The sequence below is a fragment of the Kosakonia sp. HypNH10 genome (assembly GCF_029850615.1).
Classification (GTDB): domain Bacteria; phylum Pseudomonadota; class Gammaproteobacteria; order Enterobacterales; family Enterobacteriaceae; genus Kosakonia; species Kosakonia cowanii.
This window is the reverse complement of sequence record NZ_JAOTIU010000003.1, coordinates 159,365-175,699: the sequence shown is the minus strand read 5'-3', so window position 1 is coordinate 175,699 and position 16,335 is coordinate 159,365. Positions and strand designations below refer to the sequence as shown.

Annotated in this window: 17 protein-coding genes; all 17 read right to left on the bottom strand. The window is 54.8% G+C overall.

From position 1 onward, the window contains the following. Positions 1-90: 90 nt before the first annotated feature. The gene (gene tssG / locus N7V53_RS10270) at positions 91-1,134 is read right to left on the bottom strand and encodes a type VI secretion system baseplate subunit TssG (RefSeq protein ID WP_279793303.1); all 1,044 of its coding nucleotides are present in this window, start codon (positions 1,132-1,134) and stop codon (positions 91-93) included. Further along, entirely contained in the window at positions 1,131-3,002 is a 1,872-nt protein-coding gene (tssF, locus tag N7V53_RS10265) for a type VI secretion system baseplate subunit TssF (protein WP_023480090.1), read from the bottom strand. Before tssF ends, tssG begins: the two co-directional genes overlap by 4 nt. Positions 3,003-3,005: 3 nt before the next feature. Beyond that, on the bottom strand, positions 3,006-3,575 hold the full coding sequence (tssE, locus tag N7V53_RS10260) for a type VI secretion system baseplate subunit TssE (RefSeq protein ID WP_023480027.1): 570 nt from the start codon (positions 3,573-3,575) through the stop codon (positions 3,006-3,008). Then, on the bottom strand, positions 3,568-4,380 hold the full coding sequence (locus N7V53_RS10255; protein ID WP_124968096.1) for a type VI secretion system accessory protein TagJ: 813 nt from the start codon (positions 4,378-4,380) through the stop codon (positions 3,568-3,570). The genes tssE and N7V53_RS10255 overlap by 8 nt, the downstream gene beginning before the upstream one ends. Before the next feature lie 9 nt (positions 4,381-4,389). Further along, positions 4,390-5,367 carry a hypothetical protein gene (locus N7V53_RS10250; RefSeq protein WP_279793302.1) on the bottom strand — a complete coding sequence of 326 codons (978 nt, stop codon included), beginning with the start codon at positions 5,365-5,367 and terminating at the stop codon, positions 4,390-4,392. A gap of 20 nt (positions 5,368-5,387) precedes the next feature. Further along, entirely contained in the window at positions 5,388-6,182 is a 795-nt protein-coding gene (locus N7V53_RS10245) for a protein phosphatase 2C domain-containing protein (protein ID WP_023480106.1), read from the bottom strand. Next, a complete protein-coding gene (tagH, locus tag N7V53_RS10240) occupies positions 6,179-7,999 on the bottom strand; it encodes a type VI secretion system-associated FHA domain protein TagH (protein WP_279793301.1) in 1,821 nt (606 codons plus the stop codon). The genes N7V53_RS10245 and tagH overlap by 4 nt, the downstream gene beginning before the upstream one ends. Before the next feature lie 155 nt (positions 8,000-8,154). After that, positions 8,155-8,967 (bottom strand): lysozyme inhibitor LprI family protein, encoded by an 813-nt coding sequence (locus N7V53_RS10235; protein WP_279793300.1) that lies wholly within the window; start codon positions 8,965-8,967, stop codon positions 8,155-8,157. Further along, positions 8,964-9,833 (bottom strand): peptidoglycan-binding protein, encoded by an 870-nt coding sequence (locus N7V53_RS10230; protein WP_279793299.1) that lies wholly within the window; start codon positions 9,831-9,833, stop codon positions 8,964-8,966. Before N7V53_RS10230 ends, N7V53_RS10235 begins: the two co-directional genes overlap by 4 nt. A 35-nt stretch (positions 9,834-9,868) precedes the next feature. Then, positions 9,869-10,552, bottom strand: a complete 684-nt coding sequence (locus tag N7V53_RS10225; RefSeq protein WP_279793298.1) for a hypothetical protein — start codon at positions 10,550-10,552, stop codon at positions 9,869-9,871. Position 10,553: 1 nt separating this feature from the next. Further along, positions 10,554-11,000, bottom strand: a complete 447-nt coding sequence (locus N7V53_RS10220; RefSeq protein WP_279793297.1) for a DUF5675 family protein — start codon at positions 10,998-11,000, stop codon at positions 10,554-10,556. 47 nt (positions 11,001-11,047) lie between these two features. Continuing rightward, entirely contained in the window at positions 11,048-11,530 is a 483-nt protein-coding gene (locus N7V53_RS10215) for a type VI secretion system tube protein Hcp (protein WP_279793296.1), read from the bottom strand. Positions 11,531-12,002: 472 nt separating this feature from the next. Continuing rightward, positions 12,003-12,428 (bottom strand): Rap1a/Tai family immunity protein, encoded by a 426-nt coding sequence (locus N7V53_RS10210; protein ID WP_124968092.1) that lies wholly within the window; start codon positions 12,426-12,428, stop codon positions 12,003-12,005. 55 nt (positions 12,429-12,483) lie between these two features. After that, complete coding sequence (tssC, locus tag N7V53_RS10205) at positions 12,484-13,986, bottom strand: type VI secretion system contractile sheath large subunit (protein ID WP_023480123.1); 1,503 nt, start codon at positions 13,984-13,986, stop codon at positions 12,484-12,486. A gap of 3 nt (positions 13,987-13,989) precedes the next feature. Further along, positions 13,990-14,514, bottom strand: a complete 525-nt coding sequence (gene tssB, locus N7V53_RS10200) for a type VI secretion system contractile sheath small subunit (RefSeq protein ID WP_023480163.1) — start codon at positions 14,512-14,514, stop codon at positions 13,990-13,992. Between the two features lie 74 nt (positions 14,515-14,588). Beyond that, complete coding sequence (gene tssA, locus N7V53_RS10195; RefSeq protein ID WP_270222502.1) at positions 14,589-15,605, bottom strand: type VI secretion system protein TssA; 1,017 nt, start codon at positions 15,603-15,605, stop codon at positions 14,589-14,591. Positions 15,606-15,616: 11 nt separating this feature from the next. Further along, complete coding sequence (gene tagF / locus N7V53_RS10190) at positions 15,617-16,327, bottom strand: type VI secretion system-associated protein TagF (protein ID WP_124968090.1); 711 nt, start codon at positions 16,325-16,327, stop codon at positions 15,617-15,619. Positions 16,328-16,335: the final 8 nt, after the last annotated feature.

The following is a 16,335-nucleotide window of genomic DNA, read 5'->3' as shown; positions in this document are numbered from 1 at the left end:
GGTGTAAGCGTCCGGGATACGCCGGCTTACCGTGCAACGCAACGCGAATGATTATGTGCAGACGTCAGACAGGGATGCAAAATCGAAGGATTACCCCTCCGGGCTAAATACCAAATCTCCACGCGCTTCTGGTCTCGGTTGCATACCGAGCCAGGCGCTATACCCCAGACGGCTGTCGCCGCCCAGCGCTGCGCCGACAACATCTTCGCTGCGCAGGATAACTTTCACCGCCCACTGATACTCAATGCCCAGATACTGGCGCACCCAGTCGCGAAGCGCGGCGACATACTTCTCTCCCGGCAGAAAGCGCCGGTAGGTTTCAGCCGGTAGCGGGCCGATCTCAATGCGAAATTTATGACACACATCGCGCACCGCCTCGCCAAGAAAGGTAGACTGCCCCAGACGCGGCGCGTGTCGCCCCCCCTGCAGGCGCGCGCGTTCGCGCGGGCTGAGCGGCATCCACTGCGGAACGTTCTCCACAATGTGGACCGGCACGTTGAAATAGCCGCGCAGGATCTTTGCCAGCCCCTCGGGATCGCGTCCGTTGCGGGTTAAGTGCCCTGCCAGCGCGAAGCGGGAATGGGGGCTGAGCGTCCCCTTCTCCAGCTGTCCTGGCTGTCCCATGCCGATCAGCGACGCGATATAGTGCTCGAAGCGATTATTATCTTTGCGATCGAGAGAGACCGTCGGTTGCGCATCGGCCCAGGCACGATAAAAGAGCAGCGTCAGCCGGTGATGGAACAGATCGGCAAAGGCGCTCATGCTCTCATCCTGATGGTGGTCGATACGCTCGCGCGCATACTCCGTCAGGTGGATGGGCAGCGGGCCGTTAGGGCCAAAAAGGCCGAAGCTGTAAATCGACACATCATACAAAGGCGACGCTTCGCGCTTTTTCACCCCGGCGAGCGTTGCCGGCGCGAAGCTAAGCGACGGCGTCTGCCCGACGCGCAGTGACTCAAAGCGCGGCAGCGGCGCGCGCCCCAGCGGGTAACGCTCACCGCCGCGCGCATCCACACGACGCAGCAGAGTAAAGAGATCGTAACGCCACGGCGTCGCCATCACGTTCTGCCAGAAGGCATCCGGCAAGCTGTTCAGGCGGACGATCGCAGGCTTGAGCGCGGGCGTGTCGGTCATATCAGCGCCCTCTTGCCCATACGCGGCGGCCAGTAGCCCACTTCGCCGCGCTGCTGGCTCTTGAGGGTAAACTCCGTAAAGCTGTTCATGCCGACCAGCCGGGCAAAGACGCGCTCCAGCACGCTGCCAAAGAGCCACGGGCTGAAGCCGGAGAAGGCCTGCTCATCAACGGTAAGGGTAATGCCAACACCACGGGCAAAGACAATTGGCCCCGGCTCCGGCACCCGGCGATGCACCGGCTCCAGCACGCAGTGGCGTACGCCCTCAATCTGGCGCGCCACCGGCGCTTCCGCCAGCCGGGTATAGAGCCCGAGCAGCTGGCGCAGTGCCGCAGCGCCTTCGCCGTTTTCGCCATCCATCAGGCTGAGGTAGTTCATCTGCAGCTGGCTGATTAAACGCCATGTACTGAGCCCTTCCGCCAGCGCCGGACGCGGCGGCGTCGGCCCTTTGCGCAGCTTGAGTGATTTCACTGGCAGCGAATCGGGCAGCACAAACTGCCCCATATCCTGCTGCAGCATCAGCGGCAGATCGCGGCTGGTGCACAGCACTTCTGCGGTGATATAGCGTAAATCTTCTCGCCACGGCGCATGCTGCTCATCCACCAGCGAGGCGAAGACCTCAGAGCCGATATAGCCGGTGCGGGTGCCGTAGCGCTGGGCATGCTCAGAGAGCGCGCGCTGCTCGCGGCGCACTGAGAAGTAGGCACCGTAATTGCCCTCATCCTGGCTCCAGCTGCTCCAGAACGGCCGGAAGGTCTGCTCATCGCGCTGACCATCAACGCTGGCGTGAATTTTGCCAACCGAGTAAATCTCATAATCCAGCGGACGAATGTTATCGACCACCAGATGGTATTCGTGCAGGCTTTCGCTCAGTTTCTGCCGCTCGGCGATCTTTGGAAACAGGTTAATGACCGGCGTGCAGTGCAGCGCCAGATGGCTCTTATCCACCACCCGCTCCAGCTGACCGTCCGCTTTATCAAGCAGGATAATGATATCGAAGGATTTGGCTTCGCCGCTGCTCTCCAGCATGGTGCGCAGCCCCTGCAGGCTGATAAAGAGAAAACGCGACGGGAAAGCAAAATACTCTTGCAGCAGGCGGTAACCGTCAAAATTGCGCAGGTCGTCAGGCAGCAGAGACTGGTTAGCCTCAAAGCCCTCCTGGCGCAGCGCGTCATCTGCCAGCACATGCAGTGCCGCCTGCGGCGCGTTTGCCTGGCAGACCATACCTACCTGGTGCTCCATCAGCAGCTCAAGCAGTTGCAGCGCCTGCATGTCCGGCCCGCTCAGGAAGAGCTCCAGACGGTCGAAATCGAGATGGCTGAGATTGACCGGGCCATCGCAGCTCAGGCGAATACGCAACGCGCTCTGCGCGCCGCGCTGGCTTAAACCGACCTGCGCCAGAGGGAGATCGGCAGGCACGCCGCCAAGCTCAACCTGGCTAATTTTCAGCGGCAGCAGCGTGACGTCGTGGGCGGTGGTGTAGCTACAGGTGACACCATTCTTCTTCATCACCTGGCTGTCCATCATCGTACCGCGCGGCACCACAAACCCGTTGCTCAGATCGCCTTTGGCGCTGTCCGGCTGCAGTTCGGCAATCGCCATTGAGGGCGTCGGTGCCAGGTAGTTCGGCGCGACCATCTCCAGCAACCGCTGGGAGAAGCGCGGAAACTCGGCGTCCATTTTTAACTGTACGCGGGAGGTAAGAAAGGCAAAGCCTTCCATCAGGCGCTCGACATAAGGATCGGATACATCCATCCCACGCATGCCAAGGCGTCCGGCCACTTTTGGGTAGCGTCCGGCAAACTCCTGGCCCATCTCACGCAGCCAGGCGAGTTCGCGGTTGTAGTACTCCAGTAATTTGCTTTCCATGAATTACCCCGCGTCTTTCAACTCGAAATGCCCGTTTTCAAGATCCACATCGGTGCGAAAAAGGAACTCCAGCGGATAGGGCACACACCACAAACGACCTTTGATCTCAATCGACAGGATATTGTGCAGATCCAGCGATTTGGTATCGGAGATGCAGCGCACCTGCAGGCCCTGCGGCAGGATACGCGGCTCAAAGTGCAGGATCGCATCGGTGAGCTTGCGTTGAATATCATTCCATTCGATATCGGACATCCGCTTGCCTGCCAGCGGCGAAACCCCGAAGTTTACTACCGAGCGGCGCACCTCATCGAAGCCGGAGAGATCCTGCTGCGCTTCATTGTTGATGGTATTAAACAGCCACTGCAGATCGCGCAGCACGTTGCGGCGCAGCGCCGAGTGGGTGATCAGATTGTTATTCGCCGGCTCCTGCGCTTTGTCCGGTGCGTCATCGGTCAGGCGATCGAGAAGCGAGGGCTGCATTTTGTCGCGCGCGCCGACGGTCTCTTTACCGCGACGCGATCGCCAGCCGCTGCGCAGCAGATCGCCCTCATCATGTTGCGCAGAGTTACTCATTCGTCGCGTCCGCAGCGAAGGTCACTGTGGCGAGATCGAGCAGCGAATATTCGGCACCGTCATTGAGCCACACTTTTTGTCCCATTCCGAGGTAGTGCGCTGACTCGCCCGCCAGCTGCTGCCATTCGGTGACGCGACAGAGTTTGAAGCGATCTTCTGCGTTAGCATCCAGCGGATAGCGCGCCGGGATCTGGCATACCTGTTCGCTACCATCGCGCAGGCGCACCAGCGTGTGACGCCAGACTAAATCGGTGACGCTGGCGGGCGGCTGAAACTGCATCGCGGAGATGGCGCTAAACGGCAGCCAGAAGTAGCGGCCATTTACGATCGCTTCGCATACCGGCCCAAAGCGGCTGTCGCCATCCATCAGCCAGTCGAACGCTACCGTCTGCCCATCCTGCATGGCGAGCTGCCCTGGATTAGCCTCGGCTTTCTCCAGCGCCGCATCACGCAGCGCATCGGCATCACTGCTTTGCGGATCCAGCGCGCTAATCATCTCTGCCAGCCACGGATACTGCTCGACCGGCGCAACCGGACGCGCGCGCCCTGCCATTACGTCGGCACGCTGACGCTCACCTTCAATCGCCTGCTCGAGCAGCGTGACGGTCGGCTGTGCCTGCGGCTTGAGCCCCTGCCAGCTTTTTAACTGCGCCTGCGCGCGTGTCCAGTTGCCGTCAAGACAGAGCAGTTGCGCGAACGCGGCGCGTAAATCGGCGTCGCCCGGCTGGCTGCGGATACGGCTCTCAAGCTGCGCGAGGCTATCCTGCAGGGATTCGCCCGCCAGTTGTTGAAATAGGGTGTTCATGGCTGCTCCTTAGTTGACGGTTTTGTAGGTCCCGACTGCGGGATCGCGCAACTGCGGATGCAGGGAGTCAATCAGCAGAATATTGAGGTGGGTGCCCGGCTCGAACCACGGCGTCCAGACTTTACGCACTTCATCGAGCCGCGCTTTTAAGCGCGTGGCATCGCTGGCAACTTCACGTGAAATCTCTACGGCGACGGTGCCGTTGGCCTGCCAGCCATTGAGGCTGTTGACGTAAGGCAGGATCATCCAGCTTTGCGCCAGGCTGCCTTCGCTTACCACCATACGTTCGTTATTGACGGTAGTGATCAGCAGACGGTCGGCGTCCACTTTGTCGCTCAGGCCGCTCACCGGGAAACCGTGAACGAAGGTCATGGTAATTTTCTTTTCAGCGCCGTTGCTGACTTGGGTAACATCGCTGCGACCGTTCAGCCAGCCGCCCTTCTCGCATTTTCCATCCTCTTTAGCGGGGATGAAGAGTGCCGCTGCGCTGGCATCGCCCTGCCAGAAGGTGCGCAGATGGCAACCATCCTGCAAAGTGAACTCCTGCCACGGCGCACGGTTGGCGGGCGGGGAGAGATCTTCAGGGCGGCCAACCGGCTGCTGAAGCGCAGTGGTCTGCGCTGGCGCTGCGCCGTTTGAGGTGACTACAGGCTGCCACTCTTTGGCTTTATCTGCGGTACCTTCAGCCAGCGTCGCGCCCTGCGCGTCGGTCAGTTTCCAGTGTACCTGCGTCAGGGCACCGCACTGGTTTTCCAGCAGCGCGCCAAGGCGCGGTAAGAAGTTATTCAGAACGGAAGGCTTTTTCTCGCCGCCGGTGACAATGCGCAGCGGCAGCGTCTTGCCGCACCAGCTTTTGGGGGTGTTATCCTCAACATTGTCGATCCAGACATCCAGTTTTTGCGAAGGCGATTGCACGATGCGGTAGTTTTCTGCCTGCGCGCTGCCACATGCTGCAAGCAGGGCCAAACCCGGTAGCCAAAGTTTCATAAAAGTCCTTGTAAGCTGTATCAATCACGAAGAGGGAAAAACTGAGCGGCTTCAGAGATCGTATGCAAAAGCGTGGTCTCCTGAGGCGTACCCATCCACACCGCCACGGCGCTGTAGTTATCCTGCTGGGTTTGTGACCCGGCACCGTTTTTCAGCAGGATTTGGTTCATTAATGTCAGCCACTCGTCGGGCGTATTGACCATATGCAGCGACTGCTGCATCTGCTCTTCGGTGACGCCGTGCCAGAAACCATCCGTACACAATAAGAAAGCGTCACCATCTTCAATCGGCACCACATCGCTGTAGCTCGGCTCGCGCTCATCTTCGCCGAGGCCAAGCGCGAAATAGAGCAGGTTACCGTTAATGCCTTCAACCTGATGTCCGGCGTCTTTCATCTGCTGGACCAGGCTGTGATCGGTGGTCACATGATAGAGCCAGCCGCGGCGAAAGAGATAGAGACGGCTGTCTCCGGCGTGGGCCCAGTAAGCCAGCTCGTAATCGCGATCGATAAACAGGCTGACCATAGTGGTGCCCATGCGGTTGTAATCCCGTACCGCTTGCTGCTCTTTACGGATTGCACGATTCGCGCCGTTGATGTAGTTGCGAATGTACTGGGCATTGAGGTGCTCATCGCCGTCAAACTCGGTGATGATGGCATTACGCGCCAGTTCGGCCGCCTTGTCACCGCCGGGCAAACCGGCGATGCCATCGCAGACGACAAAACAGGCGGCACGCTCGCCGATAGTTTCTCCGGTCTGATCCTGATTACTGGCACGCTCGCCTTGTCGTGATATTGAGGCGGTGCTGATATTCATTCTTCCGATCCGCTTTGTGAGTCTTTGTACTGGTTAACCTCCATGTCGTAAGCGTGGAGGAACGCTTCACCGAACAGGGTATGGAAGTCATCGTCAATCTCACCGGCGGTTTGCGCATAGGTGCGCACAAAGTAGTCCCACATCGCGGCCTTGCGGTTGGAGAGCACGCCAAGACGTGAGGTCGCGCCGTCACGTTTTGCATCCTCTTCCAGCTGCTCAGGATTAAAGGATTGCAGCATCGCCGCGATAATGGCGCGGATACCGGAGATCATCCCCAACTGGTGCGCCTGCAGATCGATCAGCGCATCGCGCACCGATTTTTTCGGCGGCATAAAGCCCGGCATGCGGTTGCCGAACATCTGCATCAGCACGGTTTTACCCGACGGCAGCAGTTTGAACGGGTTGTTTGCATCATCCAGCACCATGGTCATATCCGCTTTCACGCCGCGCTTTAAGATCGAACGCGAGGAGAGCAGCGCCACGGTGCCCTGCGAGAACATACTTAACATCTGGCCAAACTGGCGCATGTTCTCTTTATCAAACTGCGGAACGGGCTGCATATCGCCAAGCCCCATCCCTTCAAGCAGCGCTTCAAGCAGCTCGCCCTGCAGCACATCTCCGCTGCCGCCCGACGTGCTGGCAGGCGCTGTTTTCGCGCCGGGGCTCTGCACCGGATCGATACGCAAGCGCCCTTTCGGCGTCTGCGCCGCGCTGCGCTGTACCGCCTGCGGCGTTGGCAGCGTGATGCCGGCATAATCCTGCGGCTCCTGTACATCTTCCGGTAGCGGCAGCGGCTCCTCTTCGGCGAAGAGCGGTGTAGCGCTCAAATCTTCCGCGTGCAGATCGGTAATAATCGGCTGCGGCTCTACCGGCGGCTCGCTGGCCTGCAGATCGGTAATGATCGGCTGCACCGGCTCTTGCGGTTTCGCGGGGGCAATCTCATCTGCATTCGCCAGCGGAACGGCACCGCTCAGCAGCCCGAGCGGATCGTCGCTGCGCGCCTGCGGAGCACTGCCGCTGCCGCCAAACAGTGCCAGCGGATCGAGTTCGTCACTCTCAGACATACTCTCTTTCGGTGCCTGTACCGGTTCAACCGGAGGGACTAAGGTCGATGGCGTGGCGTCATTAAAGATGCTGTCATTTTTGAACAGCTGCTCATCGTTGAACAGATTGTCCGAATCGAGGGATTTTGGTGCCACCAGCGGCTCATGGTTGCCCAATAATGAGAGCGGGTCTTCCGGGTTGCGCTCCGGCTCTTTCGGTTCAGCAAAGGGATTGAGGTTTTGCGGCTCGGCGGATTTGGCGCGGCTGCTGGAGATGCTGTCGGAGATAGAGAACTCCTGCATCAGGCTGTCCCAAATCTCCGTCGGCACGGAGGCAGGCGCGCTCTCTGCTGCGTTTTTCGGCGCAGCGGCCGGTGCAGGTGCAGGCTTCGCCGCCGGAGCAGGCGTCGGCTTCGGATACATCTCCTCGGCCATGCGGCTCACCGGCTGCGTGTCCTGAATGAGATCGCTCACTTCAATGCGGTATTCATCGATACCGAGAATGTCCCCATCCTGAAGCTCGACCTGGCGGCCGCGCTCCAGCGGAATGTCGTTGAGCACAACGCGCGTAACGTTGCCGCGGTTGGTGACACGGCATTCGCCCGTGCCGGAGATATGAACAATGGCCTGCAGACGGGAAATAGAGCGGTCGTTATCCGGCAGCACCAGATTATTGTCGGTGCCGCGGCCAATGGTGCCGCCCGGAGGATAAAAGTCGCAGCGGCTTTGCGGCGGCTGATGACCGGGTTTATTGGTGATAATAGTGAATCGCATCGCGTATTCCTGCTGGAGTTATGTGCACTCAAACGGCGCCGTTTTGGGTAAAGCGGCTGCGTTTGAATACGGGCATTGGGACATAAACAGATTGCTAACCCCGATGATCAAAGGGTTAGCATGTTGGCTTAGCGTATCCAGTGACAAAGCTATATTTATTGCGACTCGTCCACCAGCGCTTCGACGCGCTCTTTCATGCTCTTTTTAAGGCAGTTAGCGTCCGATTTACATTGATTGCGTTTTCCCAACCAGGTGCGTTGTGCAGATTTTATATCAGCTAAGGTTTTCGTATCACTTGGATCGGTTTCCTTTTGCTGCAACAAACGGACTCTAAACGCTTCCGAGACACTGCGATCCCATGACGCAAGTTCATTGTCGCTGCATATGGTTTTTTCAGTGGCATTCAGATTTCCGCTACATGAAAAGCCCGGACTCACTTTTTCGCCGGGTTTCACCCGGTTTAGTACGAAGTAACTGTTATCGTCCCAGTTCATTACTAGCGTATCTTTAGAGAGTAACGCTACCCAGTTGTCCATCGATACGCCATTGGGGCCTAAGTACCCTTTCTGGCATTTGAGCAAAATAGGTGTAATTTTCTCATCGCCCGAAGCTTTAAGCCCAAAGTCTTTCGCAACCGGTGTTTTGGGCGCAAAGTTACGCATACCTGACGTTTTCGCTATCGCTTCATTAAGCGTCATCGGAGATGCGGATGTGTAGGCGGGCTGCTGACAGTTCACTGCACCATCCAGCTCCCCAGTCACCGCATTGTTGCTGAAATTAATCACCCGTCCAACATAGCGAGGGTCATCGACTTTAGTGTTCACAACTACCGTTGCAAGATTATCAGGCTCGCCTGATACAACACGCCAGTCTCCTTTCAGTGTCTCCGGCACTCCAGCCTGAGCTACCGTGGTCAACCCCATACCTGCGGTTATCATTACGATCGCAGAAAGCAGTGAAACTCTCATAGGTATTTTCCATTTAAATAAAGATTAACTTCAGTGCGGCGACGCTCAACTAGCCCTTTCAACCTGTCACCACCACTCATGACAATCTGACTAATAAGCGTCATGGCATCGCTAACCTGACCATTGTTGATGTAGTTGCAGACCTTACTAAGAAATGTTGCTGGATTGTAGGCAAAGCAAACCAGCGCATCAAACTCATACTGCCTTAGCGGAACGGTAATACGGTTACGTACAGAAGCGACATAACTGGGTAGCGTCAAACGCAGCAACTGCTTTTCCTGCTCTGCAGTAAGGTCAATCAGGTATTTGTTATCTTTAGCAAACGCTCTTGCATCATGTCCTGATTTACCCGCCCCGGCGGACGCTTTTTCAGCGACATCATTAGACAAGCCAAGCGCAAGCAGTTGCGATTTAACTGAAGCAGCCGAACGTTCTTTCATGTCGTAACCCGGCCCCAATGTTACCCCGCTCGCCCCTTTAGGCCAATGCAGATGATTACTCACATTAGGCTGTGCTTCCAGTTTAAAAAGCGTCTCGAAACCACTCTGAGACATGTTCATCCCGGCGCATGGCTGTCGCTCAACCGATCCGCCGACAGGCGGTGCTGGTGCGCGCTCCGTTACTGTCTTACCGAGCGCCTGCAATGTACGTCGACCAGTAATGCCGTCAACATTGAGCCCGCTCTTTTGCTGGAAAAGTCGTACTGCATTCTCGGTACGAGGTCCATAAATACCATCTGTACTGATGGAATAGCCTTTTTCCTTTAATAAGGTTTGAAGCTCTTTGACTTGCGGCCCTTTACTACCTGTTCTTAATACCGGCATATTGATGTCCCATTTAATGGTTGTTCGTAATGAAAATGCCATAGTGTCTTACGCAACTGCATTCCTGAAATAAATTGCTAATTAACAGGTCGAAGTTGATCAAGCTTGATAAAACCTTCTGTTTTGCGTTTAGGGCCGCCATTTTTCTCATCTAAAATAGCAGCACGTATCCACTCATCATTTACTGTTTTGATTTTGATAAGCGGCTGAGCGGGTTTGATCTCTAGGGTATTTAACGCACCATTGTCAGGCAGTTTTTTAAAGTGCGAGCCATTTACACCCTCTTTTAATATATAAGTTTCTGCCCAAGGCCAGGATTCACAACTGGCACTGTTCTCAAGCGCCGCAATGGGCGGCAAAGAGTCATTCAGGGGCACAAAAGAAATCATTTTTGCATTGTATGTGGTTCGGTCACATTCGACCTGTTTTTGCAGTCCATCAATGGTGACATTTCCTGATTGCTCTGCATGCCCCTCTGAATAATTTTTAAATTCAAATGACAAATGAGGGAAATATTCATTAAGTACTGCAGTGTTATCATCGAAATCAAGATTGATTACTTTATCAACATGGCCTGTATTACCAACAACGAAATAACGGTACTTTAATTGTGCTGTTTTTTTTGTACCATCGTTATTGAAAACCTGAAGCCAATATGCTTGTAGAATTCCATGATGAAAAACCTCCACAGCGTAACTGCTTAATGGAAACAATATAAGAGTAGCTGTAACAAGGAATGCTCTAAACATATTTTTCTCCATGCTAGTTTCCACAATTAACATAGCAAGAGGTGATCGTTAGGGTAAAACTATCAATGCCTTCTTGGTTCAAGAACTCTTTAAGTTCTGTTAACTTTGTCACGCTTCCCCCAACGAAATTATCGCCTTTGCTACCACCAATTAACAAGCAGCCTTCAGTGTTGTAAGGATAATTACCATTGTGAATCAAAATATAACGCGATTGCGGCACTGAAGAGTTATAAAGGAGAGGCACAGGGTTATGCGCTTTAACTGAAGCAATATTACTACTGTGCCATTTTAGCCGATAAGAGCCTTCAGGGATTCTTTTTAATTGGCAAGAAGCTGTAGTATCTGGCCCTGGACGCTCCAGAAAATATCCTTTGATTGTACTACCTGAAATCTCAAAAGTTGAAATTGTCGATGTATCGCTTTCCCATAAGCGCTTAACTGAAATTAAATGATTGCGCATACTAATTCCCTTTAAATAAGCGATCCCTTTCGGGATCGCCACAGGTCTTATGATTCTTTATTTTCCTTGATGTTCCAGCCAGCGCTTGTTTCTGCACCTTTGCCGCCGGAAGATGACTGCTCCCAATACTGCTGTTTAACTTTGGCAGCCTGGAAGGCATAAGAAATACCTACCAGATCGCCATCGTCAGAACCTGTGTACTGAACGGAAGTCACCAGCACATCTTCGAGAGTGATGCGTGCATACTCAACTTGCTGACCGCCTGCTTTGCAGACCGACAGTTCAACTTTGGTAAGGTGTTTGCCGCTTGCGCAATGTTTGAGAATGGCGGTAGCTGATTTATCAATCAGTGCATTTACGTGCAGGTCGTTAAAGTTAACTTTCCCCGCACCGCCACCACCACCTACGCTCATATTGCCTGGTTGTGATGCACCCCAAGTGAAGGATGTGATATCAGTCCAGCCGGTGTGGTTGGAGTCTTTAGACTCGCCCGTAACTCCATCGACCTTCAGAAACATATCAATAGCCATAATATTTACTCTTCGTTAATGATAAATATTGCTTTCGAAAAAGCGCTTATATGGCAAATGGGTAAGAATGGGGCTGAATAAAACCGTCCATATTTTACCTCTGCCTCTTTACATTCCGAAAAAACGGGTGTTTCTTCAGAAATTCGTTTTCTCTTTTACAAGAAAAATAATTCGCGGATGTTAATTAATTATGAAGATTATTCACCTGGATAATGCTGAATCTCTGTATGACCCGCATAGTTAATTAACATCTTTTATTAGCCTATCCAGTTCCGGCCTATAGTATAAATGCTGCAAATTTAATGCCCCCCTTGACACCTCGGATGTGTTCGGTACCCATTTATCGCTCTTTGTTAGCAAGACACCAGGAGCGCGGTTTTTCCCGCATTCAAAGTGCGCCGAAAGAAGTCCTGCCAGTATTTATTGATTGCACTTAGCCAGATAAAAAGTTGGTTAATTTTCTGCATTTCAATTATTTTTTGCAACCACGATTATTGATAGTCATCGCTTCAATAATTAAGTCGGAAGCCCGCTCTTTTTTAAGCCGTTCTTTTGGTAGCTTATCGAAAAAATAATTTAAGTATTCATGGATCGAAATAGATTTAACTCGGTGGTAACCACACCACAGTTTTCCTTCGGTTGCATCCAGTACGCCAAGAAGATACATATCCGCCTTGATGCGTTCACGTTCGTTTTCCCAGTTATGCCATGAGGCAAGGAACTGTTCCCCCGTCAAATTAACATTTTGACTAGTTAGCAACGCGGGATCTCGCGGAAATATAGTCGTACTATCATCGGGTAGCGCTTCCGCCTGAGGATAGTGATAGACTTTTTGCGTTGCTACCGACAATGAAGAAAAGAGAAGCAAACCCATCGTAATAACAGTGATTCCTTTCATAACAACTCTCCTTTTTTATAGACCGTAAGCGCAGCGCGCTTACGGTCTTACAGCCTTACGCCTCTTTAGTTTTCAGCGAGGGCAGTTTTGAAACCAGACGCAGAGAAACGGTCAGACCTTCCAGCTGGTAGTGCGGACGCAGGAAGAACTTCGCCGCGTAGTAGCCCGGGTTGTCTTCGATCTCCTGCACCTGCACTTCTGCAGCAGCCAGCGGTTTACGCGCTTTGGTCTCCTGCGAGGAGTTTGCCGGGTCACCGTCGACGTAGTTCATCACCCAGTCGTTCAGCCAGCGTTCCATCTCATCACGCTCGCGGAAGGAGCCGATCTTGTCACGCACGATGCACTTCAGGTAGTGCGCAAAGCGGCAGCAGGCGAAGAGATACGGCAGACGGGAAGCCAGGCGCGCGTTGGCGGTGGCATCAGCGTCGTGGTACTCCATCGGTTTTTGCAGTGACTGAGCACCAATAAAGGCAGCAAAGTCGGAGTTTTTGCGGTGGATCAGTGGCATAAAGCCGTTTTTCGCCAGTTCCGCTTCACGGCGATCGCTGATGGCGATCTCGGTCGGACACTTCATGTCCACGCCGCCGTCATCGCTCGGGAAGGTGTGGCAAGGCAGGTTTTCTACCGCACCGCCGGACTCAACGCCGCGGATGGAGGTGCACCAGCCGTACTCTTTAAAGGAGCGGTTGATGTTGGTCGCCATTGCGTAAGCGGCATTCGACCAGGTGTAGTTGTTGTGGTTAGCACCATCGGTCTCTTCTTCAAAATCGAAGCTGTCGACCGGGTTGGTACGAATACCGTACGGCAGGCGCGCGAGGAAACGCGGCATAACCAGGCCCAGGTAACGCGCATCTTCAGACTCACGCAGCGAACGCCATGCAGCGTACTCGGTGTTCTGGAAGATCTTCGTCAAATCGCGCGGGTTCGCCAGCTCCTGCCAGGACTCCATCTGCATCACGCTTGGTGCAGTACCGGTGATGAACGGGCAGTGTGAGGCAGCGCCAATGCGCGCCATTTCACCCAGCAGCTCCACATCCTGCGGGCTGTGGTCGAAGTAGTAGTCACCCACCAGGCAGCCGAACGGTTCGCCACCGAACTGGCCATACTCTTCTTCGTAGATCTTTTTGAACAGCGGGCTCTGATCCCAGCCGACGCCTTTATAGCGTTTCAGGTTGCGACCCAGCTCCTGCTTGGAGATGCTCATAAAGCGGATCTTCAGCATCTCATCGGTTTCAGTGTTATTCACCAGGTGGCTCAGGCCGCGCCATGCGCTCTCCAGCTTCTGGAAATCTTCGTGGTGAATAATCTGGTTGATCTGCTGCGACAGCTTCTCGTCAATACCGGCAATCAGGTTCTGAATGGTGCGATAGGTGTCGGACGAGAAAGTAACGGTGTTCTCCAGCGCCTGCTGCGCCAGGGTTTTCACCGCGCTTTCGACCGCGGAACGCGCCTGATCGGTTTTTGGACGAAACTCTTTATTGAGCAGAGAGCTGAATTCGTCCTGGCTAAAGGACTGGGCACCCTGCTGCAGTTCTTGTTGTTGAGAAGGATTGCTCATCAATTATTCCTCTTTACCTTGCGCGCTCTCGTCACTGTTCGGCATCTGGCTGAGTGATTTCAGCAGGGTCGGATCCTGCAGCACTTTTGCAATCAGCTCTTCAGCACCGTTTTTACCGTCCATATAGGTCAGCAGGTTAGAGAGCTGGGTACGCGCTTCCAGCAGCTTGTTCAACGGTTCGACTTTGCGGGCAACGGCATCCGGCAGGAAGTCATCCATGCTTTCGAAGGTTAAATCCACGTTCAGACGGCCATCACCGGTCAGGGTGTTGTCTACGTTGAACGCGACGCGCGGTTTCAGCGCTTTCATACGTTCATCGAAGTTGTCGACGTCGATTTCGAGGAATTTACGCTCTTCAATAGAAGGTAAGTTCTCCACCGGTTTCCCTACCAGATCCGCCATTACGCCCATCACAAACGGAAGCTGGATTTTGCGCTCCGCGCCGTAAACTTCCACGTCGTACTCGATCTGTACGCGCGGCGCGCGGTTGCGGGCGATAAATTTCTGACCACTGTTACTCATTGCCATGATGTTCTCCATCGAATATACGCGGTGAAGGTTTGATGACAGGCAACACGCCTGCCGTCATAACGCGGTTTGCGTCACTCCTGACGCCCAAAAATATTTTGTAGCTGATTGACGCCGTCCGGCGCCAGATCGCGAATGATCTCCATAAAATCCAGCTCGATTAACCGCTGCACGCGGTCGATCATCAGCGGTGCGGGGTGGCTCGGCTCATGCTGGGCAAAGTACTGTTTTACCTTCTCCAGCATTAACTGCGCATCTGCACGCGTGGCGACCTGCGCGGTACGCCAGTCGGTCATCGCCGGTAAAGGAACGGCAGCCGCAGGTTGCGCAGCGCTCTGCGTTGGTTGCGGCTCAGACGTGCTCTCCACAGGCTCATCGGAGCGGGAAGCACGGCTGACACCTGCAATCATACCCACGGTCTTGAGTAACTGTTCCATTTCCGGCACCCCGCTTTCGCCCAGTTGTTCCAGCAGCCATGTACGGATGGTTTGCAGACGCCCTTCGATTTGCCCGATAGCTTCAATGCCAGGCTGACCGCCGCGCGTCAACTCATCAATCAGGCGCACCCGCCCACCGGGATAGCCTGCACACTCGGTTTTGCTGCCGTCGAGCAGCGACTGCGCATCACGCACGATAATCTCATCGCCGTTGCTGCGCAGTAATACGGACTGGCGCAGCGTGGTAGTCAGCGATGATTTATCGCTTAACCCGGCCAGCGCGTTAATGCGGTAGAAAGGATCAAACTCGCCGCCGTCGGTCAGGGATGGCCAGAGCTGATCCCAGTACAGCGAGAGCGCCTGGCCCAGCAACAGCAAGCCGTCCGCATACCCTTCAAGCCCGCGGCGGCGTGTCCAGGCGTGGGTCAACGCCATCATCACGCGGATATCTTTGGTGCGTGAAAGCAAGCCGGTGGCCAGTTTTTCCACGCGCGTCCAGTCAGCCGGTTCAGCCGGAATAATGGTGCTGCCAAACTGCTGCTCGGCTTTGCCAAGGCTCGCCTGCTCCATCGCCTGGAAATCGGCGTCGTACTCAAGGTTTTCGCCGCACGGCTGCTCCGCAGTAACCGGAGCCAGTAATGTTTCAATAGTCATCCGCAACCTGCTTATTCATCAAACATCGGTGGGTAAAGACCGTGACGACCGGGTCTTGCGCCGCCTGCCGGTTCAAACAGTAGCGTAAAAAGTTGACCGGTAAAGTTGCCGCTGTGCACATGCGTGTAGAGCGGATACCCATCGCTACGGTTGGTCCACCAGAAACTGATCTGACGCTGCGGATCAAAGCATTCGGCGGCCTGCTGCCAGCCGATCGATGATTCGCCATCGCCTTCATAACCAATTACATCAAGAATTTCCGACCGCGCTTCCGGCTCCGCCAGCTGCACCGGCGGGATAGCAAGCAGCGCCTGATCGAGCTGCTCCGGTGAATAGCCGTTGCGCACGGCGTGGAGCATGGTGCGCCCGAGCTGCTGATACCAGTCACCCGCTTGCGCCAGGTGACGTGGCGACCACTCCAGTGGGTTAATCGCCATCAGCGCGCAGAGCGGATACTGGCGACCAACGCTGTCACGCCCCGGAAGCAGGCATCCCATCTGAACCTGCTGTCCGCCCAGCATCGGCGGCACAACGAAGTTCCAGATTGGCGCATTGCTGAACTGCCGTTCACTGCCGCGCTGCTCCTCTTTTTGCCAGTTCATCAATCCCACCTGAAACCAGTGGGACCATTGACGCTGCAGAGCGTCGGGAAAGCGGCGCTGGAGAAAATCACCCGCACTGGGCAATTTTCCATACCAGCTAATTGCAGAAGTCGTAGTCATTAGGCGTT